Genomic DNA, 25,597 nt, shown 5'->3' with positions numbered 1-25,597 from the left:
TCACTTCAGGACAATGTCCGCCTGAATTTTACTCCCGCATCCTTAGCGCGACACAACCCATGGAAGTGGCTACCCGCGCGCGTCGCATTAACCGTCGCATTAACGATGCAATGGCCTTGATTCCGGAATGCACGAGCGCATCGCTTCACAACGAAAAACCTCGACACCCGTGAGTGCCGGGGTGTAGCGCTTGCCACGTGTCAGACATCGTCGCTGCGAGCTCTGCGCAACTTCCGACGTCAAGAAAGACCCACCGGTCTAACAGAAGAGATCTGTTATAACACTCAAAGCGCCGAACGACTATTGGACCTCGCATGAGATTCGCCCAATGCCGACAACTGGTTGCGAGTTTCGATTGAAGCGATCTGGCAAAGGTGCGCGTCGTTGTCTGGACCGACTGGATCCGGATGCACCCAGAGTCCTGCCGGGTCCGTCGAGCGAAGAGCGTAAAGGTTAGCTACCGAGATGCCGTTGCAATCCCATAGGCGCGCGAAACCGCGGCACCGGCGAATTGTGGGATCGTCCTGCTCTTCATCCGCAGTGCTCGGGTTGAGCATCACGAAAACTGCGGCGGTCTTCATCGGACACATCGACTCTGCCGCGCGCGTCAGGATATAGCGGTAGCTGCCGCATTCGCTGATGATGGCGCTCATGCTAGGATTTCACCAATATCAGACGGAGGCAGACGTGTGGACCTGTCGAAACTGCAATGCGCAGTTTGCCCCCGGCGAGGTCGAGCCCAAAATCGATGAGGACGGGCTTTTTTTCATTTGTCCAGGCTGCGACTACCGGAACAAGTTGGTGAACGTCGGCGATGAGGCGGAAGGCCGTCCGCAGATTGTCCAGCGAGACGACGAGTAAGGAACCCTTTCGGAGGCGGTGATGCAGTTCGACTATAAGCAGTTTCACATCGACGCGTCGCCGCTGGATGAAGGTGGCCACTACTACGCCCGCGCGAAGATCTATCGACGCGCCTCGGTGGGTCATGAAAAGCTCGAGGTGAAGTATTCGGGCGACCTTGGCGACTATCCTTCCGACGCGCGTGCAATTGAAGCTGCCGAACGATGGGCGGTCGAATGGTGCGACGCGAACTCCGCTTTGTAAGCGTCCTACGATTTCTCGAAACCCCAGAATGAGGCCTTCATGGCTAGCCACAATTTCACGTTCAAGGCAGTCAACTACAGCGTGTACGTGACCGAACAGAAGGACGGGACGTGGGACTGGGCATATACGATGAGCAAGCCCCCCGTGTACTGGAGAAACCACGAGACGCCTGCGAGAAGTCAGGAGCAGGCGATCGAAGAGGCTCGTTTTTCGACGCGGAGCGCCGGATCGACGCGATGTAGCGGTATCGCCGTGCACCGCCTTTTCGTCGGGCTGTGCCTAGGGTCTTGCGCGCAGTTCGGGTCGACCGCGTTGTCGTAGGCCGTCATGCTCGGATTCCTCGAAAGTAACACGGAGGTTGTCATGCTTCATTCGGAGGTGTACAAATTTCAATACACACGTCAACAGGGTCTGCGGCGTACCTACGACGTGGTGCTTAACGTCGCCCACTCGGAATCCGGTGTGTTTGCTTACGAGTCGTGGGTGCATTTCAATCACGAGTTCAAAGGCAACGGACTCGTTTTCCCGCTGATCGCAAGAACGGGCGCTGATGCCGAGGCAGAGGCGCGAGGACGGATTGAGGACAACATCGAGCACCTTGCCGGCGTCGCTGAGTAACCCGCTTATCGCCACCAGGCGCGCCAGATCTGACTGCGTTGTGCCTGTCCGTTTAGCGTTTGCCTCTCCCCCGGTAGCGCTCACGACGACGTGTTCCCACTGCGGAAGGGAACAACCGGCTACTTACCGTTTTGGTGAGAGCCTCCAGCAGCTTGGCTTTGTTCGGAAGGGTCCGAGTTTCCATACTACGGACGCAACTATCCATTTTTGAAGGAAACGGGCCTGCCAAACGAGTTCCACCGGTTAAGGATGTTCGCGATGATCACGCCCTCGCGTTCCTGCGACCCGATTTTTCGTGTCAGCAAGGTCGGGCCGATGCATCGCTTGATCCGGGAGATCTGCGTTTCGACCAGCGAGCGCTGCCCATAGCCATATTTCTTGTGGAACGCATAAATGCCTTTTTCCCTGATGTAGCCCACGACCTCGTCGTGCCACTGAGTCTTTTCTTCACCATGCTCCACCGCGTGAGAAGGGGGGAATAACGGGGAGCACGCCTGAGCGCGACAGCGCTTCGCCTCGCTCGATGCTGTAGTAAGCACCGTCGGCAATCACGCGGTCAGCCGGGATATCGGCCGGCAGCACCCGGTCCATCCCTTCGATATCCGAAACGTCCGTGCCAGTAATGACGATCGCATGAACGTCAATGTCAGCGTCGATCGACAGGTGCATCTTGCGCTACGGCGTTTTCGCCGCCTCTTTGGCGTACTTCTGCTCGTACCATTCACTGGCCGGGCCGAAACTCATCCCCGTGCTGTCGATGATGATGCTCACGACCTTGCCGTCGGCCAGCCGCCTCGCCAGTCGCTCGCACCGTTGCGTGACCTTGAGGCTTGCCCGGGATTCGTGATTACCTGCATCTGCAGGTAACAATGAATCCCGGTCATACCTCGGGTGCTTCCTACCACCGTATTCCCTACAGAAATCACGGAACACGACCCGTTTAAGAAAAAGCTCAGAAACAGGGTCGCCCATAGCTGCGGCCGGTGTATCGCCCTGGACGACGCCCACAAGCCGTTCAACCGTGATCTGACGAATCGGAATCAGCCTTTCGGCCGAAATGTGATCAGAAAGCTCGACGGTGTGCTGCCGTTAACATCCCGCGGCATCGGGTTGGATTTCTCCACCGCGCTCAACGCGGCGATGTCCCATTCGAGGTTGCCGCTCGAGCGCTGCATTGTGGCGCTCAAAAGCGACCCATCGGGGGCGCATCTCACGGCAATGACCGACGACAGGTTTCCATTGATGTCAGTCGGCGCCACGACGTTCGGGCGTACCCGCCGTCTGACCCGGTCTGCGTAACCCGGCGACGCCGTTGCGACGGTGTCAGGCTTCAGGTCGTTACCCGACGATACGTCCGCTGCCAATGCCAGCAATGCGGCGAGGCGTTCCTCGTGTTGTCTATCGGGCGAACTGTCTGCCTTCTGCGCGGCTTTTTCTCCCGCCTTCGCCACCAGGGTTCGGACAGCAGGCGCTTGTCGTGGCCGTTTGGCCGGTTGGGCCTGACGCACCGTTTGCCGATACCGGTGCATTTCCGACTGCGACGCGACATTGATATGAGCATTTTCGTCGCGGGCCGCGGATCGCATGGGCTCCTCCGTCACGGAAGGCACAGGCAACCTTGATGGAGCCAACGTTGACCGGTCAGCCACGGCTACCGTCGTGCCGGCCGGTGTGTTTTTCTGCCAGTGTGCGCCGGAGAACAGGAACGCTGCCAGCACTACGTGCATCGCTACGGCGAGTGCAAATGCACGACAGGTGCCGCGCTCGCGAGGCGGTGGGACCGGCCGGCGCGGTAGCTCAGGCACGTCAGCTCTTGTACTGGCGGGCGTGCCGTTCCAGACGATCGCGCGGGAAAGCGTCGATGCCGCTCCCATGGCGCGTGCCGTCACTTCAAGCGCAAACTTGCGCCAACTGCGACGCGCGCGCCGCAGTTGGACCGGAAAACGTGCCTTCGTGCTCATTGCGATTTGAGGCCGATCTCCGCGCGCCTGATGCGACGCGCCTGCAGTCTGCCAATTTCAATGGTCCTACTAACAATTTTAGCTTCGTAGGTGGCGATTACCACCCGTTGAACGGGATCTGATCTCTGCTGGCCCATGAGAATGCTGTTTCAGATAGCACTCGGCCGGCGAACGGGCGCCGGAGTACCGTGGCCTCGTGGTCGGCCCGCCGACCCAATGGGACCTTATCGGCAATGAGCGTGCGTGCATCGCCTCGCCGATCGCGACGAAGGTGACATTCGCGCTTGCTCAGCCTCACGCGAACTGCCAGATGGCTTGCGTGCGGCGCCGATCCGGCGCTGCACGACAGCCGACGAATGACCGCCACGGGCATTGCCGTACAGACCGGATCGAGTCACGCGGCCGTGCTGTTGTCCACGCACTGGCGAACCGCTTCGGCATCCTCAGCGAGCGAACACTCCTCCGTCGCCGTCGCGTCTGCCGTGCCACGTGAGGGTTTATCCGCTGCCGCCCCGACGGAAATTTCTAAAGTCGCTATCTATACTGGTAATTGGTGCAACGTCCACGTTCGAGGGCCGCTACCATGGTCAACTTGACGAGGCGCCAGTTCCTGAAACTCACCGCCACATCGCTGGCCGGATCGAGTATCGCCCTGATGGGCTTCTCGCCGGAACCAGCGCTCGCGGAGGTGCGGCAGTACAAGCTGGCGCGTACCACTGAAACCCGCAATACGTGTCCGTATTGTTCAGTCGGTTGCGGGGTCCTGATGTACAGCCTTGGCGATGGCGCGAAGAACGCCAAAGCCAGCATCATCCATATCGAAGGCGACCCCGACCACCCGGTTAATCGTGGCACGCTGTGTCCGAAGGGCGCGAGCCTGATCGATTTCATTCACAGTCCAAGCCGTCTCCAGCACCCGGAATACCGTGCGCCTGGTTCCGACCGGTGGCAGCGCATCTCGTGGGATGACGCGTTCAACCGCATCGCCAGGCTGATGAAGGAAGACCGCGATGCCAACTTCGTCGAAACGACGGACGATGGCAAGAAGGTCAACCGGTGGCTCACGACGGGCATGCTGGCCGCATCGGCAAGCAGCAACGAATCAGGATACCTGACGCACAAGGTGGTCCGCAGTCTGGGGATGCTTGCATTCGACAACCAGGCGCGTGTCTGACACGGCCCGACGGTGGCAGGTCTTGCCCCGACGTTTGGCCGTGGAGCGATGACGAACCACTGGGTCGACATCAAGAACGCGGACGTCATTCTGGCGATGGGCGGCAATTCTGCCGAGGCGCACCCATGCGGTTTCAAATGGGTCACCGAAGCGAAGGCACACCGCAAGGCGCGCCTGATCGTGGTCGATCCGCGCTTTACGCGTACAGCATCTGTCGCTGACTACTACGCGCCGATTCGCACCGGCACCGACATCGTGTTCCTCGGCGGGATCATCAATTACCTGCTGACGAACGACAAGATCCAGCACGAGTATGTGAAGAACTACACGGACCTGCCGTTCATCGTGCGCGAGGATTTCGCGTTCAACGACGGCATCTTTTCCGGCTACGACGCCGGGAAGCACGGCTATCCGGACAAATCGACGTGGGACTACGAGTTGGGCGACGACGGCTTCGTGAAGGTCGACACGACGCTGCAACACCCTCGTTGCGTCTACAACCTGCTGAAGCAGCACTACTCGCGCTACACGCCGGAGATGGTCGAGAAGACCTGCGGTACACCTAAGGACAAGTTCCTGAAGGTGTGCGGAATGCTCGCCTCGACCGCGTCGCCGACGCGCGCCGCTACCATCATGTATGCGCTTGGCTGGACCCAGCACTCGGTCGGTTCGCAGATGATCCGCACGGGCGCGATGGTACAGCTGCTGCTGGGTAATATCGGCATTGCGGGCGGCGGCATGAACGCGTTGCGCGGCCACTCGAACATCCAGGGGCTGACCGATCTCGGCCTGCTGTCGAACCTGCTGCCGGGCTACATGACGCTGCCGTTGCAAGCCGAGCAGGATTACGACGCCTACGTCGCAAAGCGCGCAGCGCAGCCGTTGCGGCCGAACCAGTTGAGCTACTGGAAAAACTATCGGGGCTTCTTCGTTAGTCTGATGAAAGCGTGGTGGGGCGAAGCGGCGACCGCCGAGAACAACTGGGGTTTCGACTATCTGCCCAAGCTCGACAAGCCGTACGACATGTTGCAGGTGTTCGAACTGATGTCTCAGGGCAAGATGAACGGCTACATCGCTCAGGGCTTCAACCCGCTTGCCGCTGCGCCGAACAAGGCGAAGATGAGCGTCGCGTTTTCGAAGCTGAAGTGGCTCGTCATCATGGACCCGCTCGCGACCGAGACGTCGGAGTTCTGGAAGAACCATGGCGAGTTCAACGACGTTGATGCGTTGAAGATCCAGACCGAAGTGTTCCGGCTGCCGACAAGCTGCTTTGCCGAAGAGAACGGCTCGCTCGTCAACTCCGGGCGCGTGCTGCAATGGCACTGGCGGGGTGCCGAGCCGCCGGGCGAGGCGAAGACGGATCTGGAGATCATGGGGAGCCTGTTTGTGCGGATCCGCAGGCTGTACCAGGATCAGGGCGGCAAATTCCCGGACCCGGTGGTCAATCTCAGCTGGCCCTATGCGGCTCCGTCGGCACCGACGCCGGAAGAAATGGCGATGGAATTCAGCGGCAAGGCTTTGGCAGACCTGACGGACCCGAAGGACGCGACCAAGGTGCTCGTGAAGAGGGGCGAGCAGCTCGCGGGCTTCGCGCAACTGAAGGACGACGGCAGCACGGCGAGCGGCTGCTGGATCTTCTGCGGAGCATGGACGCAGGCTGGCAACCTGATGGCGCGACGGGACAATGCAGACCCGACGGGCATCGGCCAGACGCTTGGCTGGGCGTGGGCGTGGCCGGCGAACCGGCGCATCCTGTACAACCGCGCATCGTGCGACGTCAGCGGCAAGCCGTTCGATCCGACGCGCAAGCTGATCGCCTGGAACGGCAAGACGTGGAGCGGCGCCGACGTGCCGGACTACAAGGCGGACGAGCCGCCCGAAACCGGCATGGGGCCGTTCATCATGAACCCGGAAGGCGTCGCGCGCTTTTTTGCGCGTGACGCCATGGCCGAAGGTCCGTTCCCTGAGCACTACGAGCCGTTCGAGACGCCGCTCGGCTACAACCCGCTGCATCCCCAAAATGCCCAGGCAACGAGCAACCCGGCCGCCCGTGTGTTCCCGAACGATCGCGCGGCGTTCGGCAAGGCGGCGGACTTCCCGCACACGGCGACGAGCTATCGGCTCACCGAGCATTTTCACTACTGGACCAAGCACGTGCGGCTGAACGCGATCATCCAGCCGGAGCAGTTCGTCGAGATCGGCGAGGATCTCGCGAAGGAGGTCGGTGTGGTGGCGGGCGACCGCGTGAAGGTGTCGTCTAATCGCGGACACATCGTTGCGGTTGCCGTGGTCACCAAACGCATCAAACCTCTGATGATTGACGGGAAGAAGGTGCAGACCGTCGGCATTCCGTTGCATTGGGGCTTCAAGGGACTCGCGAAGCCGGGCTATCTGATCAATACGCTCACGCCAGTGGTTGGCGACGGCAATACGCAGACGCCGGAATTCAAGTCTTTCCTCGTGAAAGTCGAGAAAACCTGAATACGCGAAAGGTGAACACGATGGCACTGCAATCGCTCGATATCAGGCGCGTGTCGGCCACCACGGTGCAGCCGCCGACAGTGCGCGAGCCGGCTACGGGCAGCGTCGCGAAGCTAATCGACGTCACGAAGTGCATCGGCTGCAAGGCATGTCAGACGGCATGCATGGAGTGGAACGACCTGCGCGACGAAATCGGCACGAACGTTGGCGTCTATGACAACCCGCCCGACCTGTCGGAGCACTCGTGGACGCTGATGCGTTTCGCCGAATACGAGAACCCGGATGGCAACCTCGAATGGCTGATCCGCAAGGACGGCTGCATGCATTGCGAGGATCCCGGCTGCCTGAAGGCGTGTCCTTCGCCGGGTGCGATCGTCCAGTACACGAACGGCATCGTCGATTTCCATCAGGAAAACTGTATTGGCTGTGGCTATTGCATCACCGGCTGTCCGTTCAACATTCCGCGCATTTCGAAGCGGGATCATCGTGTGTATAAATGCACGCTGTGTTCCGATCGTGTCGCGGTGGGCCAGGAGCCGGCGTGCGCGAAGACATGCCCGACCGGTGCGATCGTGTTCGGCACCAAGGAAGACATGAAGCAGCACGCGGCGGAACGCATCGAGGACCTGAAGGAACGCGGCTTCGAGCATGCCGGATTGTACGATCCGCCCGGCGTCGGCGGCACGCATGTGATGTACGTGCTGCATCACGCCGACCAGCCGTCGCTGTATCACGGCCTGCCGGACGATCCGCACATCAGTCCGTTGGTGGGCATCTGGAAGGGCGCGGCGAAGCCGTTTGCATTGGGTGCGATGGCGCTGGCGGCGCTTGCCGGGTTCTTCCATTACACGCGCGTCGGCCCGAACGAAGTCACGGAAGAAGATGAAACGGCCGCCCGTGACGAAGCGCACCGCTCGAAGGAGAGTTCCGATGAAAGCTGACCAGAATACGGCAGACGCGAACCGGATCCTGCGTTATTCCGCTAACGAGCGCACGAACCACTGAATCACCACGATCAGTTTCGTGCTGCTCGCGTTGTCCGGGCTCGCGCTGTTTCATCCGTCGATGTTCTGGCTCACCGCGCTCTTCGGGGGGGGCCAGCCTCTACCTCACGGAAAGTCATAGTGTCTTAAAGAAGCCGAGCAGAAGTCGAACATCACCCCTCCTGTGCTGGTTGTTGAGACAGGGCGCGCATCGTCGCGCGGCTGAGAAGAATGGGGCGCTCCTTCATGCTACGATTCCTCGTAACTCGCGATGGAGACGGACATGACTACCTTGCATAAAGAGGTTGAAGTCCCGCCGTATAAGATTGTCATTGACGCTGAACGCGAATACCGACCCGGAGCTCCTGATCCAAACGGCTGCTATTACGCCCGCGCAATGATCACGAGGCTGGACGGCGAGCCTGTGTATAAAAACTTCGTCACGTATCAAATCGAGCGGGGGGATGCCTTCGGAGATCCCCAGAGAGCGTTCAGAGACGCCGAAGAGCGGGTTCGTGAAGCAATCGCGAACAGGTTCCGGACAACTGAGCTCACGTCGTCTCTCCCGCCTTAACCACTCCGGTATCGTCGGCGCGGTCGAGCGCATCCTGACCGGCTTTAGTAACCGTGAGATGCGCGCATTCCAGAAGGCCGCGCTGGGCCCAATCCATCAGCGTTTCATAGTCGGTCGCGGTGATCGACGGCAGCCGCGGGGGCAACAGCGCGCGCTGGCTGAATCACTGCTGCTCGGCGAACTGCGAGGCGGTTGAGGAGGCGGGGCGCGTGTTCAACCACGCGATCCGGGACATTACGGCTGGCGGCGAACTCTTTATCGATTACCGACTGGAGACGGACGAGCCACTTGATGGTGACCTGTGTCGGTACTACGCGGCCTGTGCGGTGGTGCCGCCGCACCATGCTCGGGCCCGGGAAACTAGCGTTACCCGGGACGGGCCGGGTCATGCCGACGCTGGCAAAGTCCCGGAGCATAGCTCGTCCGGAGTGGAGCGCAAACGGCTGGCCCCTGTCGCTTGCGCTGCCGGAATTGCCCGCAATGGGTGGACAGTCAACAAGGCAGGTGTCTGGCTGTGCTTCAAGGCCTGCGGTGCAACCAGTCCCGCATCGGATGGGTGTCCAGCCAGCGGAGTTGCCGGCTCCTGTGATGTTCACGTCGGTAGTGCTCCGTCACGAGGATGGCAGCCATGATCAGAACGATCACTCCCAGCATGATTCCCGAAATTGATTCCGCCATGGCGGCCTCCTGTCGAGTAGCAACCATGCTTACAGTTTAGGTGATGCGCCGGCGCGTCGGGTACTCTACCTGTTCCTTCTTGCTGCCGCCTCCTGCCGCCTTGCGCAGCCGAAACCGGGAAGGATGCGAAGAGGCTGCCACGAGCATGGGCGCGTTGATGACCCGGGTTTAGCGCTGCTTGTCCTACTCGGCAAACGGGGGCGCTACCAGGGGCAGCCTGGTCTGCCGAACGGTGATCTTGTCATCATCGCCGATCGGTTCCACATGGCATCCTCCTCGACCGACCACATTCGGCTTCGCTCGTTACGCAGACTGAAATCTGGAGGTTCGAGTATCGATTCGACCCTGACATGTGCGTTCGACGCTCTCATAAGGGCGAATTCCTGCCGTCCCGATGGCAGATCCGCGTGTGACCTCATAGGACCTCCGGCGCAAAGGCGCAAACGATTTGCCCGGCGCCATTACGTGCCGCCGCATCGCCAGGGCGCCCGATGCGGTTAGCGATGTCACGACGGACTGCAGGAGGAAAGCCTCAACGTTCCAGTGTCCTCGCTGCTGCAAAAACTCGCCTTACCGGTTCATTTAATACCGGATGACGCAACTAACCGTCGTGTTCGCCTGGTCCGCCCCTCCAACGTCGAGACCGTTTCGCAATGACGGAGCCGCACACACCGACTTTTACCGCAGTGCCGCGACAGCGCTGCTGGCCGCTGGACGATTTTCCGTCTGTCACGCTCCGGCAGCCCGCGCTGGCCGGGAAAACGGAGGGGGCGGGCGCTACCTTGGGCACGTGCGTGCGCGTTTGCGTTCGGACCGCCCGTTGCCGTATGTTGCGGGTCTGGCCAACAACAACCGATCGAACATGAATAAACAGGAACTGATTGACGCGGTCGCAGCCCGCACCGGCGACACCAGGGCCGCCACCGGCGAAGTCATCGATGCAGGCCAGGCGCCATCACGCGCGCGGTGACCGCTGGCGACACCGTGCAACTGGTCGGTTTCGGCTCGTTCCCGACGGGACAGCGTGCGGCACGCACCGGCCGCAATCTGTCGACGGGCGCTGAAATCCAGGTTGCCGCGGCAAAGACGGTGAAGTTCACTGCCGGCAAGGCGTTCAAAGACGCGGTGAACGCACGGTGACGAAGACCGACATCGCACCGGCCATCTACGCGGGCCTGCAGCGTGAAATCGCCGACGTAGTGGAGTCCACGCGCGCGGCCGCAGCCCGCAGCGTCAACGCGTTGATGACGGCGACCTACCGGGAGATTGGCCGGCGCATCGTGGAGTTCGAGCAAGGCGGCGAACTCGGCTAGGCCAGCGGGTCGGTGGCACCCGGTCAACTGTCTCAGCTCGACCCACAACTGCCTGTCGGCTCGACACGCCCCTGATGGCCGTTTGCGAGGTGCAACGGCCGCTCAATCTTGCGGGTCCCACCGCAGCTCGTCGGCATTGCTGCCACCTGGAGCGGCTGGGCTCTACGTCAGCAATGTGGCAGATTGCTGACGCTTGTGGTATTGAGCACTGTTTTCACGAGAATCTCCTTAACGAGCCTTGCCGTAACGTCCGGTTGCGATGAGGCGAGGCAAACGCCCGAACCGCCTCAAGAACAAAAATAATGCGAATGAAAGTCCGGAAGAAGAGGGCGTACCGAGGCGATAGCCAGTTACGAAGAAAGCGCAATTCTTGCTTACCGGCGCCGTCATATATCGATTGCCGCTCGACCCGGACGCTGTCGCCGTCCACGTAGGCAGGGCCGGAACCGGGTCTGGAAAGACGTAGGTGTCCCTGGCCGCAAGCGTATCGAGACCGCTACATTTGTGTGTATGACTCTGGGTGGGCGCCTGCTACTCTGTTTGGATTGCACGCTGTCCTATCCGCGGGCGGCAAATTTCCTGATCGAGCGTCGTCATGAGATCGTCAGGCCTCACGGTGCGCAGGTTCAGATCGGCGGCGCAGGAACGCGCGTTCCGGATGGACTATGCGCGGCGCTTCTTCGGACAGCGCAGGCTCGCCATCACAATCTTCACCGTGCTGTGGGTCGTGTTTTCCGTCCACGACCTCGGGCGATTAGACATACTCGATCCCGCCCACTTGCACCACAAAGAACTCTGTGTCCTGAGAATCGCCGGGACGATCGGCATGACGGTGCCCGTTCTGTTGTGGAGCCGACACGCACTCGACGAGCGCTGGAGCGTCGGGCTGCTCAGTGTCTGGACGCTCAGTTGCTGGTTCGCGGTCCTGAGAATGGTACAGATCTATCCGGGCGACCTGGCCTGGCGGGAGGCCTATCCGATCCTCACGTTTGCCCTTTTCATGATATTCATGGCCTTCCGGCTTCGAGTGATTACGGCGGCGTGGCTGGTCGGCCTATGCGTCGTCAGTTATCTGGTGATGCTCTATCTCAAGCCCGATGGCCAGAGCGTCGGTGCGCGCATGGAGTCGGTGATCGCGCACGCCACGATGGTGCCGATGATGTATATCGTCGGTTTGCTCGTCAGTATCCCGCTGGAACGTGCCGCGAGGCGCGAATTCATGTACCGGCGCACCTTGCGCGCGGCCAAGGCGCGCGTCGAAGCGGCTTCGCGCGTGGTCAACGAGCAGAACCGACGCATGCAAGAGCTCGTCAGGGAGAAAGAGCGATTCTTTTCATCGGCGTATCACGACATCCAGCAGCCTCTGGCCGCAATCAACCTTTTCATCCGAAGCGCCCGGACGAGGATCAGGGACGGATACGCCGTGGATCGCGAGCTCGATGTCGTCGAGGAGACCGCGTCCGACATCCTCGACATGTTCAAGGACATTCAGGACTACAGCGAGCTGGGCTCATATGTTCCCCATGTCGTACCGGTCGACACCCACGGCCTATTGACCGAGGTCTTCGAGCAGTACCGGGAGACGGCCCGATTGCGTGGCATCGATCTAAGGATCGCGGGACGGCGAGGCTACCCCCCGTCTATCGCGACCGACCGGTCGCTCTTCAAGCGGGCTGTATCGAATCTTGTATCGAACGCCATCAAGAACACATCATCGGGTGGCGTTGTGCTTGGCTGGGTGCAACTGAATGAACGGCTGCGCATCGATGTATGGGATACCGGCATCGGCATTGCGCCCGCACATCGCGACGCGATCTTCTCCGAGTACTATCAGATCAACAATCCGGGGCGCGACCGTTCGAAAGGGCTGGGACTGGGGCTGTCGATCGTGCAGCGTGCGATCCATATCCTGCCGGGACATGGCATGAGTCTCGCGTCCGTGGAAGGGCGCGGATCCCGATTTTCGCTTTACGCGACGGTTTCGGCATCCGCCCCGACAGTCGGCGAAAATGCTCAGGATGGCGACGTCTGCATGCCCGATCTCGCTGACACGTTCATGCTCCTGTGCGACGATGAACCTACCGTGCTCGAAGGCCTGAGGCGTCTTTTCTCGAGCGCGGGCGCGCTCGTGCACGCCGCCGAGTCGATGGCTGGATTCGAAGCCGTCCTTGCCGATGACAGCCGCATTCCCGATCTCATCGTCGCCGATATTCGTCTGCGCGAAGGAGTAACCGGCAAGGAGGTTGCTGATCGGCTCAGGCGTCATTTCGCGTGGGCCGGCGTGATTCCCGTCGCATTTATCACCGGCGAGCTGCTGTCCGATCACATCCTTCGCGACTTTCCCGAACCGTTCGGGCTATTGTGCAAGTCCTCCGCCCCGAAAGACCTGCTGGCCGAGATTAGCCGGTTCGTGACCGCTCGACGGAAGGTGAATCTCGATCTCGCGAACGATCAGTGACTGAAAGCGTCCCGAGCGTAACGCCCTTCTCTGCCAGCATCACGGTGAGTGCTGCGCGGCGCCGCAACTTGAAGTATGCGAACAGATGACTGATGTATTGGCCCATGCAAGGCCCGGTGGTCCCCTTGATACGCTCGATTCGTCTAATGGTGGATGAAAACCGCCACTTTTCAGGCGGCGCCATGTAGATCCACCGCTAGTGTGTACTATCTGACCTGGGACATCGGACGATCACTGTCGATTGAACCCTCCTCCGATGTGTAATCGCAGCCTGGCTCGAATACGATTCCGGGAGACGATGGAATGCGCGTACTGATCGTCGACGACCATGAGCTGTTCAGAGCCGGATTGGCGCTTCTACTGACGGAACTCTTTCCGAACATCGAGTTGCTGCACGCGAGCACGTTGTCGCAGGGTTTGAATCATGCGCTTTGTGACCTCCTGAACATCGTTTTTCTCGATCTCGACCTGCCCGATGGCAACGGTTGCAACGCGCTTGCCGAATTGAAGGAATCGCGACCGTCCTTACCGGTGATCGTGCTATCGGCCGATGAGCGAGTGGAAACCATCAGTCGATGCATCCAACTTCGCGCCATGGGATACGTGCCCAAATCGTCGCCGCCTGAAGCGCTTCGTGCGGCGATAAGCGCGGTGCTTGCGGGGGGCGTATTCCTACCAGCCTCCAGCATCGCCAGCCTCAGTCGTGAGATGGACACTGATGAGACTCCGGCAAATGGACCTGAGGATCGTGAGCCGCGCGTTAAATCGGAAACGAGCAATGCATCCGAGCTGGGACTCACACCGAGAGAGTTCGAAACGTTGGCGTGGCTGGTGCGCGGACTTCCGTCCAAGGCCATTGCCCTGAGAATGGGCCTCGAGGACATTACGGTACGGAAATACATCAGTCATCTGCTTGCGCATTTCAATCTCCGGCGCCGTACGGAACTCATCGTCATGCTGGCGAATAGCGGGATCAAGCTCGGCGTCCCGCCGGTCACGGATCCGGCGCTTGACCGAAGACTACCGGCTGCTGGGGGACAACCAACCGACTGACTTCAGGCAGCGTGCTTTCTGGAGTGGAAGACTTGCTTGACAGCACGATGCACAACGCCTCGTGCGTGGCCGCAGCGCGATAAAAAGCAAAATAACAGGTCGCTATCCCTACTAGCAGCCACAAATGTATCAGCTAGGTGACGCGCGCTCGCCCAGCGCCTGACCACTTCAGGAACGAGCGCGGCGTCGGGAGACGAGTATCCGACATGTCACCGGGATCGGACGATAACAGTGCATACATCTTTCGCCGACGATTGCTGTCGACCGCCTACGCATGTGCGTTGCGACGGCGTTTCGCCTGACCAAGAATGAGTATGACAGCAGCGCAGAGGGTGCATTCACCGAGTGTACCCAGAGCGGTTGGTCGTCGTGAAGAGCTGAACCGGCCTTGGCTCGTGCGACGACTGCTGCAGGTCGACATGAAGTGAACAGGCTGATTGCTTTAACTCCAACGAGCCCCCTCACGAAACTTTATCAATCGATCACCACCGGTGTTGCGGCTCGTGCGCGACACGCTCGATGCGCGTGGACTTCGAGTTCGGGGCACGCAAATAACGAATCGCATGAATGGAAAACTCAACGTATACAAAGGAACCAGCATGAAATCACCACTGATAGTCGCATCCGCCGTCGTGCTGTTTGTCATGGCCGGTGTTGCGCATTCGCAAGGCACACCGCAAGCCTCACAACCCGCCCCGCAAGAAAACGCCGCAACACAACCCTCTGACCCAAGTGCGGGGATGGAAGCATACGGCGGTACGCCCGACACAGGGGTACAAGCCGGTGCAAAACATGCCAGACCGTGCCGGATGGATCCACAATGCAACGTTTTTTTTGGAGGGAGCTAACACCGATCTGACGGCGCGCGAGCCATGACTGGAAAGTGGTCCGGCTTACCGAGTTCGCTGTCACTCTTTCAGGTGGCGCCTCCTGAGAGGGGAGGCGCCACGACACGCGAGAGGCCCGACGGCGCTTCAGGAGCAAGTGGAAGGGGCGTCATAACGAGCATTTGGGCGGTCGCGAAGCTTGAGTTCGAAATCGCCGCGCCAGTTGCAGCTGGCAGGACGTCAGCGTGGTGCGGGCCACGGCCAACTCTTCTTCGCGTCAATTCAACCTTCGCGGGAACGCTCACTTAAAACGACGTCTGGGCCGCGCATTTCTGGAATTCCTTCCCCGGCCGCGAGTTCGGCGTCGCTAACGCAATCCATTGATGACGAAAGGTGAAGAAATGAAAGTGAAACCCTCGGCTGTAACCATCGTGCTATTCCTGCTCACCGCGGCCGGCGCTGCCTACTCTCAGGAAATGCAACCGTTAGACGCCACTAGCCACTCCTCCAGCCAGCAAGCAATAAATTCATCGCAGCGGGCGATGCCGACGGACGGCGACAGTCCGTGGGACCATGGAGCCCAACCTGGCGGACGAGATGGTTACGGCAAAGCCCGAGACGGTCAACCGTGCGTGGTCGGCCTGTCGTGCGATATCTATCAGGGTAGTTAACTTGGCGGCTGTGTCGCGATAAGCCAACTCGCTCTCTGAAACGACCGGGACGACCGATACGATTGATAAAAGAGATGCCGAATGGGTCGAAAGTGCGAGGGCACCGGTCGCGGAAGCTGCCGTCGGACTGCTCAACGCCGCCGCTGACGGCAATGCCCCTAGCTGACGCAGAACCGAACCCCGGTCCCACGTCGGCTATGGCCGACGAAGCAACATTCGCCTTCGCCAGTCGAATGACTGTTTACTGGGCGGACCCGACGTCTGAACGTCCGAGCGACGCGACGGGCGAATGACGCTTCCTGGCCAGGCCTCTGCCGCTTGGGCGGTCGCGATATCGGTATGCGTGGTCCAGCGCAATTCCATTCGGTGTTGATCGCGTCGGCCGAGCGCCTTTACTCGCCCTTGCGTGCACCGAAGAGCGGCAGCATCCAGAATGGTTTGAGCCACTGCGCCCAAATGGGCTCGGCATCATGCGGAATGCCCCGTTCGGCGTTCGACGGCTTGCGAGCGAGCAGTTGTACAAGTGTTGCTTCCGCTATCCGGCGCCCCTCCGCAAAGCTCAGAAAAGCCGGCACCAGTGCGTTGAGTGCAATCGGATCCGCGAGCAGCCCACGCAATGTCTGCTCGTCCATCGCTTCGAGCTGCAGTTCGTACTCGATTTGCAGCGTGCTTTGCAATTCGGCCAAAGTCAGCATGTCCACCTCCCGGTTGATCGACGAAAATGGTTCGAAGCTTCTTCGCGCATACCGCCTGCATAGCTCGCCATTGACGATCGGAAGCGGCCGCAGAGGTCTCCACCATGCTGCCGCCCGAGCGCATGCGTGCTGCGCATCCGTTGGTGAATAGTAGGGCGCATTTGTGCAAAGCAGCAAATATCATTTTCATGCCGGGTCGCACTCCGGTTGAAGAACCGCTTTCTGGTCAACATTCAAGGACTTACGCACACACCGGTTTGCAACGTTAAAACCAAAAATGAGACCGCTGCAGCGCGCACACAAACACAATATGTCTTTTTCGGGGCGGCCGCCCGCTTTGACCGATTCTGATCCGCAGGAGCCGACCGAGGCTGTGTGAAAACGCATGCTGAACGCGGCGTTCTGAAAAACCGACCCTTCAGATCGCGCCGTATCGGCTTGGCAGCAACTTGGGAAGGGTAAAGCGACACCCGAAAACCGAGTACTTTTGCGTTTTCACACAGCCTCGGCCAGGATAAAGCATTCGACATTGTGATCTATTTCGCTGACAATTCCCGTCGAATAGGACGATCCGAAGTCCAGACGTACAACCAAGAATTGAACAATTGGGTAACGCAAGAATGGCATCCCATGCAGAAATCTATTTGAAAGATTTTCACCTGCGTCGGGCAGGAGCGACGCGCCGGGCCTATGGCAATCATCCTGCGCGATCTACGCTGGCAGAATACCCATCTTCCTATCACGCGCTGGCAGAGCGGGTGCCGAATGGTGAGATGTCGCGCACTGTGCTCGATTTGGCATGTGGTGATGGGCCACTGCTGCAAATTCTGAACGACAGGGGCGACGCAGGAACGAAGTTGATCGGCATCGACATGAGCGATGGTGAGTTGAGTGCGGCCCGGGCGGTATTGCCGCAGGATGTACGGTTGATAAATGAGCGTGCACAAGAGCTGTCGCTCAATACCGGTTCGGTGGACTACGTGCTGTCCCACATGGCTCTGATGTTGATGGACGACATAGAGCAAGTAATCCGTGAAATTCACCGGGTATTGCGTAAAGGCGGTAGTTTTTCCACTGTCGTCGGGCGGGCCTTTCTGACTGGGGAAGTCGGTGAAGTCTTTTTAGACATATTCAGACCAATTGCGAAGGCGAATCTGACACACTTGCCACTCGGTGATGCGCGCACACGCAGCGAAGCCGGTTGGAGCGAACTGCTCCAGCATGGTTTCGTCAACGTCGTGTTTGAAGACATCGAGATTGACTGGACGCCTACGCCGGAGCAATTATGGTTGGACATGCTGGACACTTACGATGCCGACAGGATGTCCGAAACAGCGCGCGCGCAGTTCAAGAGCGAACTATTGTCGGCGTTTGCGCCCATGCGACGCGAAGACGGCACGTTAAAGACGGGATGGGGGCTGCGTCTCATTCAGGCCAGTGCTGCCTAGCAGCCAGTTTCGGCCACTCGACGATATGACGTAGATCGTGGACAATCGTTTGTCTCGCCAGTTTTAAGTGTCTAATAATCTGCCGGCTTTTGAACCTGTCTGAGGGCATCTATGCGAATCAGAACCACGTATTTGAAAGTGAAGGACATGGAGCGGGCCACTGCGTTCTGGGAAACCGTATTAGATTGCTCGCCGAGTCGTAAGTCGGAAAGGTGGACGGAGTTTTCTCTAGGCGAAGTCCGCTTCGCGTTATTGTTGAATGATTTTGGCGACGAGTTCGCCGGTAGCGGATGCGTGCCCGTGTTCGAATTCGATGTATCTGAATTGCATACGTTTCTGAACCGTGCAAAGGCTCACGGTGCAACAGTTGTCCTTGATGGCTTAAATAACGAAACAATGAAGAGCATGGTACTGGCGAGTCCCGACGGCCACGAATTCGAGCTTTGCATTTGCCACGACTAGTTCGTTTTTTGGTGGAAAGACATAAGCATTGCTAGGTCAAGGCTGCGCACCCTGGCGCATGAGGCAGTGAACGGCCGAGGCTGTGTGAAAACGCAAAAGTACTCGGTTTTCGGGTGTCGCTTTACCCTTCCCAAGTTGCTGCCAAGCCGATACGGCGCGATCTGAAGGGTCGGTTTTTCAGAACGCCGCGTTCAGCATGCGTTTTCACACAGCCTCGACCCGTAGGCGTCCGTTTGGTGTTCGACCTTTGCACTCGACCGGTACGAAATCCGTTCACCGTCCCGGCGTACCGACTGGAACCGTACGACGTGCGGCCGGATTCCGCTGACGCAACGCTTCGGTTGTTTCGCCGGAACCGTCCGCGCGCCAGCCCGGCGGCAGGATCACGAAGCTGATCGCAGTCCACACGCTGCCCGCCGATGCGATATCACGGGCGAGGCTGACCCAGTGCTCGAACTCGACGACGAGCGGATTGTGAGAGCGCGTCGGTGTCGTGAGACCGTAGCGGCACGGCTCATCAGCGCGTTCTTCGACATACGTGCCGAACAAGCGGTCGAATACGACGAGTACACCACCATAGTTCGCATCAAGATAATCGACGTTCGATGCGTGGTGCACGCGATGCGCGGATGGCGTATTGAACACGTATTCGAGCCAGCCGAGTTTCGGCGTCCACGTGTTATGCAGCCAGAACTGATAAAGCAAATTGAAACTCAGCGTCGCCAGCACGATTTCCGGACGCACGCCAAGCCAGACGAGAGGCACAAAAAACATTGCCGAGCCGGTTAGCTTGCCGGTCAGGCCGAGCCGGTAAGCCGATGATAGCGTCAGCTGGTTCGGCGAGTGGTGAACCGCATGCGTCGCCCAGAAAAAACGGATGCGGTGCGACGCGCGGTGGTACCAGTAGTAGCAGAACTCCTGGCCGATAAAGAGCAGGAACGCCATCAGCGCGCTGTTGAGCGTGACGGTAAAGATCCGGTGATCCCAGGCGAGCGCAAAAATGGGCGTAGCAAGCGAAAGCGGCAGCAGCGCGAACAGCTTGCGGCCGGCCAGATCGGCCAGCGATATCCACACTTCATGCCAGTCGAAGGGCGTGGCGCTATCGCGCTGTGTGCGGGTGAGCACGCACGCCTCGATCAGCGAGACGCTAACGACGAACAGAGTTACACAAAGCGCGATTTTTCCAGTGGTGAACATGATGGGCGGATAACGGGTTGATGGGACGCGTCGCCTGCGGGAAAACGCAGAATCGCGTCGGGTGAAGCTAATGTAGTGGGCTACCCCGCTAAAGACCATGCGGAAACTATGTCGCCGAATGTCATGAAGTTCCGGCCGCGATGGCGGCCGGACGGCACCGGGCGCTGGCGGCTGGTTCGTCGGCCGGCTGATCGGCTGATCCGGCCTTTCGAGCCACACAAATGGTTCGCCGAACTTAAATGACCGATCTCAGAAAAATCGAATAGACGCTGACGACCCACTGCCGTCGTTCGAAGGTCCGTCACCGCAACGGCAGCTTACTCGGGAACAGCGGTCATCCGACATCCCGCGCTGAGCGACATGAACTGGCCTTTTCGGCCGGCAAGACAACTCGTTCGGATCCGATGGCACAGGTCGCTGGAGGTGAATAATTGACCCGGCTTGATAAAGACGCCCGTAATGGGCCGGTTGTCGAAACGGAAAAACCGGCTCACGCTAAGGTCATACGCCGCGCACTGACACCCGTGCCGATGAGCGAAGCTGACGAAGGGACAGAGACATGAGCCTTGTCGATTATCAACTGATGGAAGTGTCAAGCGGCAAGGCCGTGAAGATGTGGGCGCAGGGCGTCGCGATTGAGGAGGCGGCTCGCCGGCAACTGAGAAACACGGCCCGCATGCCGTTCGTGTTCAGGCACCTTGCCGTCATGCCGGACGTGCACGTGGGCAAGGGGTCGACGATCGGCAGCGTGATTCCGACACAAGGAGCGATCATCCCGGCGGCGGTAGGCGTGGATATCGGCTGCGGAATGATGGCAGTTCGCACGACGCTGACGGCCGCGGACCTGCCCCATTCGCTTTCGGGCGTACGCGGCGCGATCGAGCGCGCCGTGCCGCACGGCAGCGCGCAAGGGCGACGCGACCCGGGCGCATGGTCGCGTCCGCCGCCGGCCGTCGACGAGGCCTGGAAACTGCTGGCGCCCGGTTTTCAGCGCATCGTCGGCAAGTATCCTTCCCTCGCGCGCACGAACAACCACACGCACGTCGGCACGCTCGGCACCGGCAATCACTTCATCGAGGTATGCCTCGACGAGGAGGACGACGTCTGGTTCATGCTGCACAGCGGATCGCGCGGTGTGGGCAATGCGATCGGGAGCCTGTTCATCGAGCTGGCTCGGGCCGACATGCGTCAACACCTTGCGAATCTTCCGGACAAAGACCTCGCGTACTTCAAGGAAGGTAGCCGGCACTTCGACGACTATGTTGAGGCGGTCGGCTGGGCGCAGGAGTACGCGCGCCGCAACCGTGAGGTCATGATGAGTGCCGTGATCGGTGCGGTGCGCATGACTATTGGCAAACCCTTCACCATCGACGAGCACGCGGTGAACTGCCACCACAATTACGTGCAGAAGGAGCGGCACTTCGGCGCCGACGTGTTCGTCACGCGTAAAGGGGCGGTGTCGGCACGAGTGGGCGAGCTCGGCATCATTCCGGGTTCGATGGGCGCGAAGAGCTTCATCGTGCGCGGTCTCGGCAATGAAGAGAGCTTCTGCTCATGCAGTCACGGCGCCGGGCGCGCGATGAGCCGGAAGGACGCCAAACGGCGCTTCACGGTCCAAGATCAAATCAGGGCGACGGCGCACGTCGAATGCCGAAAGGATGCGGGGGTCGTCGATGAAATTCCGATGGCCTATAAGGACATCGACGCCGTGATGGCCGCGCAGCGGAGCTTGGTCGCGGTGGTTCATACGCTGCGTCAGGTGGTTTGCGTGAAGGGTTAGGCTCTGATTGGCTTGCGACGGTCAGTCGATTCGTAGGAGGTGGATATGGCAACGGCAATCATCACCCCGAGAAATAACGGTCCGTATCACATCAAAGGTGATTTCACGATCACGACGCAAGGGGGCAGGCAGATTCAAGTCGAGAAAGATGAGGTCTGGCTCTGCCGTTGCGGGCACTCGAATAACAAGCCGTTTTGCGACGGGTCGCATCGGAAGGTCGAGTTTAAGAGTGATCTGGATGAGGGGGCGGGTAAAGAATAGATTTGCGCCGTCGCGGGACGCGCGTGAATGACTCTTTGCAGGGCCACTGAAGGTCTTTTCGCGATCCTGAGCCACCCCTCGAGCAGGCGCAGACTGAGCGGCAGCTTTCAAGGATAGAACGGCCGCCGCTCCACCGGAGCAGGCGGCAACGTTGCGGTCGTTCACTCATTTGCTATCGCCGTTGGTCCAAGGCCAAGGTTGGCCGCACTGGGACGCTTCGGTTGAGACGGATGTCGATCTCCGAGCGGCCATCGCGGATAGCGTCAACCTTCGAGATTAGTGCCTCTGTTGTCGCCTTGTCTCGAAGAATCTCTTCCGGAACCGCGGCGAACCGGTACAGCGAATCAAACTCGAAACGTTTAACGAAGCTATTCGCGAGGAATCCGGCTCGCAGCTTCGCTTTACGGCACCGACACGAGCGACTACGCTGCTATGAAAGCCGCGCTGGTCGGCCTTGAAGTTATCGCAACACCTTGCGCCTTGCCTTGGAGGTGAGCACGCGGCGGACGCCGAACAACTCTATTCAAGTCTGGAGCTTCGTCGATGAACCCCGAAATCTATCAGCCGTCTATTGAAGCCTGCGATGCTTGTGCCGCTGCCTGCGATCGCTGCGCATCCGCCTGCCTCGATGAACCGGGCAGGGTGAACATGGCCAAATGTATTCGCCTCAACGCCGATTGCGCTTCGCTATGCCGCCTCACATCTGCGGCCTTGGCTCGACAAAGCCATTTCGCACCCGAGTTTTGCGAACTCTGCGCACGGATCTGCGACGAGTGCGCCGATGAATGTGCGCGGCACGCACCCGAGCACTGCGGCACATGCAGCGATGCGTGCCGGAGATGCGCGGAAGCCTGCCGGGCAATCTAGTGTCTTGCTCAGCATCAGCGCGCCCGCGAGGACGACGGCGAGCGCGTCGCGTATCGGGTCGGAATAATGTCGTACCCGGCTTGAGGATGTCATGGAACCTCGGCTCCAAATGCAGGAAGTCACCATTCCGGTGGAGGACGCCTCCCTGATGGGCACGCTCGCGCTGCCACAGGACGCTCAGTCACTGGTTCTGCTCGCGCACGGCAGCGGCAGTTCACGGTTCAGCCCTCGAAACCAGTACGTGGCCACCGAACTCAATCGGGCCAGCAGCGGAACGCTGCTGATGGACTTGCTCTCCGAGCAGGAAGACACCGGTCGCGCTGCCCGCTTCGACATCGAGCTGCTGGCAGTGCGTCTCGCGCAAGCAACGGCCTGGATCGCGGCGAAGCAGACGTCACGCCTCTCGTTCGGCTACTTCGGCGCGAGCACGGGCGCGGCTGCGTAGAGCGAAGTAATCTTGTCACTCGCCAATGCCCGCGAGGAAGGGCGGGAGCCTCGGAGTTGACGATATTACTTCGTTTAGCAGCGAAGTAATGTCGTCACTTATCTTTATAGCAGGATTTGAAGCGACGTTTCCGCAGACGCAATCCTTATTATTGCACCGGTTCCGGTTCGGTTGCACAGGCCTGGTTGCTTCGGGATCGTCTCGTGCGCCGCATGATACTCATCACCGTCAGGATGACGGGCAGGATCAGCAGGCCCTCGATGAGATCAGGATCTGCGATGAAGTGCGCAGCATGGACGGACCTGAGTGCGACTCCGGACAGCGACAGAACATAGTAGGAAATGGCCGCAACAGACAAGCCCTCGACGGCATGCTGAAGCCTTAGCTGGTTGCGGGCGGTCCGATCCATGCCTCTCAGGAGGCGGGCGGGCATTGTCAAGTTGACGACGGGGGCATGTACCAATGCAGTATGAGTAGGATTCCTGTTGATTAGCGAGCGATGTCAGTCGGGTCAGCGGCGGTCCACTGGAACCAGCTGGCCAGGCGTGCCCGCAGTTGTGAGCGATGGTCACCCGCACTCATCCTGTGCCGGGGCAGCGCGAAGTGCTGACGGATCGGGCCGAAGTTCGACAGAAAGCGCTGCGTGCGCCGCGGGTCACGGAAACCCTGCATCTGACGCTCACGCCGGCGCGTCGGCTGGTGGCTGTTCTCCGCGCGGTTATTGACCCGGGCCGAGGCCTTCACGAAGACGTGCTTCACATCGGCCAGCTGCGGCAACTCGGCCTTTGCCGCCGGATAGCTGCGCAGCTGGTCGGTGACAATCTTTCGGGGCACCGGGTGCGAGCGCAGCATCTTTCTGAAGAAGCGCCTTGCCGCAGTCTTGTCACGGCGCTTTTGCAGCAGCACGTCCAGTTCGACGCCGTGCTGATCCACTGCACGCCACAGCACGTACGGCTTACCGCGCAGTTTGACGAACAGCTCATCGAGATGCCACGTCGTGCCCGGCCGCGGCCGGACCGCTTTCACCCGGTAGGCAAACATCGCGCCGAACCGGTCGCACCAGTTGCGCACCGACTCGTAGCTGACCACGACGCCGCGCTCGAGCAGCAATTCCTCGATGTCGCGCAGGCTCAGGTTGAAACGGTGGTACCAGCGTACCGCGCAACTGATAACTGCGGCTGGAAAACGGAAGCCGTGATACGGCGAGGGGTTCTTCTTCATCCCCCATTCTACCCAGCGCGGCCTCCAAGTTGACATTGCCGGTGCAGGTGGTCGGAGGTTCAAATCCTCTCGCCCCGACCAAAGAAATCAAGGCCTCACAAGCACTGCTTGTGAGGCCTTTTTCGTATGCGTCGTTAGAAAAAAAGCCGCCCCTCACGCATCCCTAACACGAACACGACCTCACCCCGCCCCCAGCGCCACAAACCGTTCAAGATGATGATCCTCATCCCCAAGCTGATGATCGATCATCACAAGGCGCTTCGCATAGTGAGCGAGCGGCAGTTCCCACGTCATACCGATGCCGCCATGAAGCTGAATGCATTCCTCGGCGACTAGCACGCCGATCCTGCCAATGCTGTACTTCGCGGCCGATAGCGCACGCTCTCGCACCCAGCGCTCGCCCTCAAGCGCGGCAGCAGCATTGATCACCGCCGAGCGCGCCTGTTCAATTTCGAGCAACAGATCGGCCATCCGATGCTGCAACGCCTGGAAGCTGCCGATCGGCACGCCGAACTGCTTGCGAGTGCGCAGGTAGTCGAGCGTGTGGTCCTTCGCGACATCCATCGCGCCGACCGCTTCCGAGCACAACGCGAGCACGCCGCAGCCGATCGCGTATTCGAGCGTCGCGAAGCCTTCACCTGCTACGCCGAGGACCGCGTCGTCGCCGAGCGTGACGTTGTCGAACGTGACTTCGGCCGCGCGCCCGCCGTCGATCTTGCGATAGCCGCGCACGCTGACGCCCGCCGCGTCGCGAGGCACGAGAAACAGCGCGATGCCGTCTTCCGCCTCGTCGGCAGCGCTCGTGCGAGCTGATACGAGAAATACGGAAGCGTGCTCGCCATGCTGCACGACGGCTTTCGCGCCGCTCAATTGCCAGGCGCCGTGGCCATTGCCGCCGCGCTGCGCGCGCGTCGTCACACGGGCCAACTCGTAGTGAGAATCCGGTTCGCCGTGCGCCAGCGCGACGATCCGCGAGCCGTCGATCAACTCGCCGAGCAAGGCTTTCTGCGCATCGTTGCCGCTCTTCGCGACGGCCCGGCCGACGATCAGCGTATCGAGAAACGGCTCGACCACGAGGCCCCGGCCGAGGCTCTCGAACACGACGGCGATGTCGAAGCCGCCGCCGCCGTAACCGCCGTTCGCTTCATCGAACAGCGCGCCGATCATGCCGAGTTCCGCAAAACGGCCCCACAGTTCCGTGCTGAAACCTTGCGCCGAGCACGCGATCCGGTCGCGCGTCTCGAAGCCGTATTGTTCGCTGACGAAGCGGTTCAACGTATCCGCCAGCATGCGGCGGTCTTCGGTGTGCTGGAAGTTCATGACGTG

The 25,597-nt window shown here is 60.2% G+C and carries 26 protein-coding genes and 4 pseudogenes; 19 read left to right on the top strand and 11 right to left on the bottom strand.

The features are described from left to right. Positions 1-284: 284 nt before the first annotated feature. Positions 285-653: a DUF1643 domain-containing protein gene (locus tag B0G69_RS00380; RefSeq protein ID WP_121315168.1), complete on the bottom strand. Its 369-nt coding sequence runs from the start codon at positions 651-653 to the stop codon at positions 285-287. A gap of 229 nt (positions 654-882) precedes the next feature. Between B0G69_RS00380 and B0G69_RS00370 the strand changes: the two genes are divergently transcribed. Genes B0G69_RS00370 through B0G69_RS00360 form a run of 3 tightly spaced genes read left to right on the top strand, consistent with a single transcriptional unit; the run spans position 883 to position 1,722 of the window. Next, the gene (locus B0G69_RS00370) at positions 883-1,104 is read left to right on the top strand and encodes a hypothetical protein (RefSeq protein WP_121315166.1); all 222 of its coding nucleotides are present in this window, start codon (positions 883-885) and stop codon (positions 1,102-1,104) included. Positions 1,105-1,143: 39 nt separating this feature from the next. Next, positions 1,144-1,425 (top strand): hypothetical protein, encoded by a 282-nt coding sequence (locus B0G69_RS00365; protein ID WP_241991245.1) that lies wholly within the window; start codon positions 1,144-1,146, stop codon positions 1,423-1,425. Between the two features lie 42 nt (positions 1,426-1,467). Next, on the top strand, positions 1,468-1,722 hold the full coding sequence (locus B0G69_RS00360) for a hypothetical protein (RefSeq protein WP_121315165.1): 255 nt from the start codon (positions 1,468-1,470) through the stop codon (positions 1,720-1,722). Between the two features lie 197 nt (positions 1,723-1,919). Here the strand turns inward: B0G69_RS00360 and B0G69_RS41285 are convergent, their stop codons facing one another. The 4 genes from B0G69_RS41285 to tolA all read right to left on the bottom strand — a co-directional run bounded on the left by B0G69_RS41285 (position 1,920) and on the right by tolA (position 3,683). Continuing rightward, the gene (locus B0G69_RS41285) at positions 1,920-2,141 is read right to left on the bottom strand and encodes a transposase (RefSeq protein ID WP_241991244.1); all 222 of its coding nucleotides are present in this window, start codon (positions 2,139-2,141) and stop codon (positions 1,920-1,922) included. 28 nt (positions 2,142-2,169) lie between these two features. Beyond that, complete coding sequence (locus B0G69_RS00355) at positions 2,170-2,391, bottom strand: hypothetical protein (RefSeq protein ID WP_199731123.1); 222 nt, start codon at positions 2,389-2,391, stop codon at positions 2,170-2,172. Between the two features lie 6 nt (positions 2,392-2,397). Continuing rightward, entirely contained in the window at positions 2,398-2,694 is a 297-nt protein-coding gene (locus tag B0G69_RS00350) for a hypothetical protein (protein WP_147440682.1), read from the bottom strand. A 68-nt stretch (positions 2,695-2,762) separates the two neighbouring features. Continuing rightward, positions 2,763-3,683, bottom strand: coding sequence for a cell envelope integrity protein TolA (gene tolA / locus B0G69_RS00345; protein ID WP_241991243.1), 921 nt, complete (start codon positions 3,681-3,683; stop codon positions 2,763-2,765). A gap of 583 nt (positions 3,684-4,266) precedes the next feature. Between tolA and fdnG the strand changes: the two genes are divergently transcribed. The 5 genes and pseudogenes from fdnG to B0G69_RS41670 all read left to right on the top strand — a co-directional run. Further along, positions 4,267-7,338: a formate dehydrogenase-N subunit alpha gene (gene fdnG / locus B0G69_RS00335; protein ID WP_147440681.1), complete on the top strand. Its 3,072-nt coding sequence runs from the start codon at positions 4,267-4,269 to the stop codon at positions 7,336-7,338. Between the two features lie 20 nt (positions 7,339-7,358). Beyond that, positions 7,359-8,279, top strand: coding sequence for a formate dehydrogenase subunit beta (fdxH, locus tag B0G69_RS00330; protein ID WP_121315161.1), 921 nt, complete (start codon positions 7,359-7,361; stop codon positions 8,277-8,279). Next, positions 8,269-8,436, top strand: a pseudogene (locus B0G69_RS00325) (formate dehydrogenase cytochrome b556 subunit); the annotation flags it as partial. The gene fdxH and the pseudogene B0G69_RS00325, both read left to right, overlap by 11 nt. A gap of 168 nt (positions 8,437-8,604) precedes the next feature. After that, the gene (locus B0G69_RS00320; protein WP_121315160.1) at positions 8,605-8,895 is read left to right on the top strand and encodes a hypothetical protein; all 291 of its coding nucleotides are present in this window, start codon (positions 8,605-8,607) and stop codon (positions 8,893-8,895) included. A 119-nt stretch (positions 8,896-9,014) separates the two neighbouring features. Further along, a pseudogene (locus tag B0G69_RS41670) lies at positions 9,015-9,167 on the top strand (SET domain-containing protein); the annotation flags it as partial. Positions 9,168-9,414: 247 nt separating this feature from the next. Here the strand turns inward: B0G69_RS41670 and B0G69_RS41665 are convergent. Continuing rightward, positions 9,415-9,573, bottom strand: coding sequence for a hypothetical protein (locus B0G69_RS41665; RefSeq protein WP_167368858.1), 159 nt, complete (start codon positions 9,571-9,573; stop codon positions 9,415-9,417). Between the two features lie 862 nt (positions 9,574-10,435). Between B0G69_RS41665 and B0G69_RS00310 the strand changes: the two are divergent. The 5 genes and pseudogenes from B0G69_RS00310 (at position 10,436) to B0G69_RS00295 (ending at position 15,245) form a co-directional block, all read left to right on the top strand. Beyond that, positions 10,436-10,713: pseudogene (locus tag B0G69_RS00310) on the top strand (HU family DNA-binding protein). After that, positions 10,710-10,886, top strand: a complete 177-nt coding sequence (locus B0G69_RS41280) for a DUF1016 domain-containing protein (protein ID WP_147440680.1) — start codon at positions 10,710-10,712, stop codon at positions 10,884-10,886. Before B0G69_RS00310 ends, B0G69_RS41280 begins: the two are co-directional and overlap by 4 nt. Before the next feature lie 658 nt (positions 10,887-11,544). Beyond that, positions 11,545-13,344, top strand: coding sequence for a hybrid sensor histidine kinase/response regulator (locus B0G69_RS00305; RefSeq protein ID WP_158608914.1), 1,800 nt, complete (start codon positions 11,545-11,547; stop codon positions 13,342-13,344). Positions 13,345-13,647: 303 nt separating this feature from the next. Next, positions 13,648-14,397, top strand: a complete 750-nt coding sequence (locus B0G69_RS00300) for a response regulator transcription factor (RefSeq protein WP_121315157.1) — start codon at positions 13,648-13,650, stop codon at positions 14,395-14,397. Between the two features lie 563 nt (positions 14,398-14,960). Next, positions 14,961-15,245, top strand: a complete 285-nt coding sequence (locus B0G69_RS00295; protein ID WP_241991242.1) for a hypothetical protein — start codon at positions 14,961-14,963, stop codon at positions 15,243-15,245. Positions 15,246-16,287: 1,042 nt separating this feature from the next. Here B0G69_RS00295 and B0G69_RS00290 read toward each other — a convergent pair. Beyond that, positions 16,288-16,590 (bottom strand): hypothetical protein, encoded by a 303-nt coding sequence (locus tag B0G69_RS00290; protein WP_121315155.1) that lies wholly within the window; start codon positions 16,588-16,590, stop codon positions 16,288-16,290. Positions 16,591-17,210: 620 nt separating this feature from the next. On the opposite strand from B0G69_RS00290, the gene B0G69_RS00285 reads away from it, so the two are divergent. Together B0G69_RS00285 and B0G69_RS00280 are read left to right on the top strand one after the other, a co-directional pair. Then, complete coding sequence (locus B0G69_RS00285) at positions 17,211-18,038, top strand: class I SAM-dependent methyltransferase (RefSeq protein WP_121315154.1); 828 nt, start codon at positions 17,211-17,213, stop codon at positions 18,036-18,038. Positions 18,039-18,176: 138 nt separating this feature from the next. Then, positions 18,177-18,500, top strand: a complete 324-nt coding sequence (locus tag B0G69_RS00280) for a VOC family protein (protein WP_241991341.1) — start codon at positions 18,177-18,179, stop codon at positions 18,498-18,500. Between the two features lie 273 nt (positions 18,501-18,773). Here the strand turns inward: B0G69_RS00280 and B0G69_RS00275 are convergent, their stop codons facing one another. Continuing rightward, positions 18,774-19,697 carry a sterol desaturase family protein gene (locus B0G69_RS00275; RefSeq protein ID WP_121315152.1) on the bottom strand — a complete coding sequence of 308 codons (924 nt, stop codon included), beginning with the start codon at positions 19,695-19,697 and terminating at the stop codon, positions 18,774-18,776. 559 nt (positions 19,698-20,256) lie between these two features. On the opposite strand from B0G69_RS00275, the gene B0G69_RS00270 reads away from it, so the two are divergent. The 4 genes from B0G69_RS00270 (at position 20,257) to B0G69_RS00255 (ending at position 23,050) form a co-directional block, all read left to right on the top strand. Continuing rightward, positions 20,257-21,477 carry an RtcB family protein gene (locus B0G69_RS00270; RefSeq protein ID WP_121315151.1) on the top strand — a complete coding sequence of 407 codons (1,221 nt, stop codon included), beginning with the start codon at positions 20,257-20,259 and terminating at the stop codon, positions 21,475-21,477. Positions 21,478-21,522: 45 nt separating this feature from the next. Further along, positions 21,523-21,738: a CDGSH iron-sulfur domain-containing protein gene (locus B0G69_RS00265; protein ID WP_121315150.1), complete on the top strand. Its 216-nt coding sequence runs from the start codon at positions 21,523-21,525 to the stop codon at positions 21,736-21,738. A gap of 543 nt (positions 21,739-22,281) precedes the next feature. Continuing rightward, the gene (locus tag B0G69_RS00260; protein WP_121315149.1) at positions 22,282-22,605 is read left to right on the top strand and encodes a four-helix bundle copper-binding protein; all 324 of its coding nucleotides are present in this window, start codon (positions 22,282-22,284) and stop codon (positions 22,603-22,605) included. A gap of 109 nt (positions 22,606-22,714) precedes the next feature. Continuing rightward, complete coding sequence (locus tag B0G69_RS00255) at positions 22,715-23,050, top strand: hypothetical protein (RefSeq protein WP_241991241.1); 336 nt, start codon at positions 22,715-22,717, stop codon at positions 23,048-23,050. A 148-nt stretch (positions 23,051-23,198) separates the two neighbouring features. On the opposite strand, the pseudogene B0G69_RS00250 reads toward B0G69_RS00255, so the two are convergent. From B0G69_RS00250 to B0G69_RS00240, 3 genes and pseudogenes are all read right to left on the bottom strand, one after another. Further along, positions 23,199-23,474, bottom strand: a pseudogene (locus tag B0G69_RS00250) (DUF3422 family protein); the annotation flags it as partial. Positions 23,475-23,539: 65 nt separating this feature from the next. Beyond that, positions 23,540-24,271 (bottom strand): IS6 family transposase, encoded by a 732-nt coding sequence (locus tag B0G69_RS00245; RefSeq protein WP_121315148.1) that lies wholly within the window; start codon positions 24,269-24,271, stop codon positions 23,540-23,542. A gap of 180 nt (positions 24,272-24,451) precedes the next feature. Continuing rightward, the gene (locus B0G69_RS00240; RefSeq protein WP_121315147.1) at positions 24,452-25,591 is read right to left on the bottom strand and encodes an acyl-CoA dehydrogenase; all 1,140 of its coding nucleotides are present in this window, start codon (positions 25,589-25,591) and stop codon (positions 24,452-24,454) included. Between the last annotated feature and the right edge of the window lie 6 nt (positions 25,592-25,597).

This window comes from Paraburkholderia sp. RAU2J, assembly GCF_003634845.1.
GTDB lineage: Bacteria > Pseudomonadota > Gammaproteobacteria > Burkholderiales > Burkholderiaceae > Paraburkholderia > Paraburkholderia fynbosensis.
This window is presented reverse-complemented; position numbering and strand designations above follow the sequence as displayed.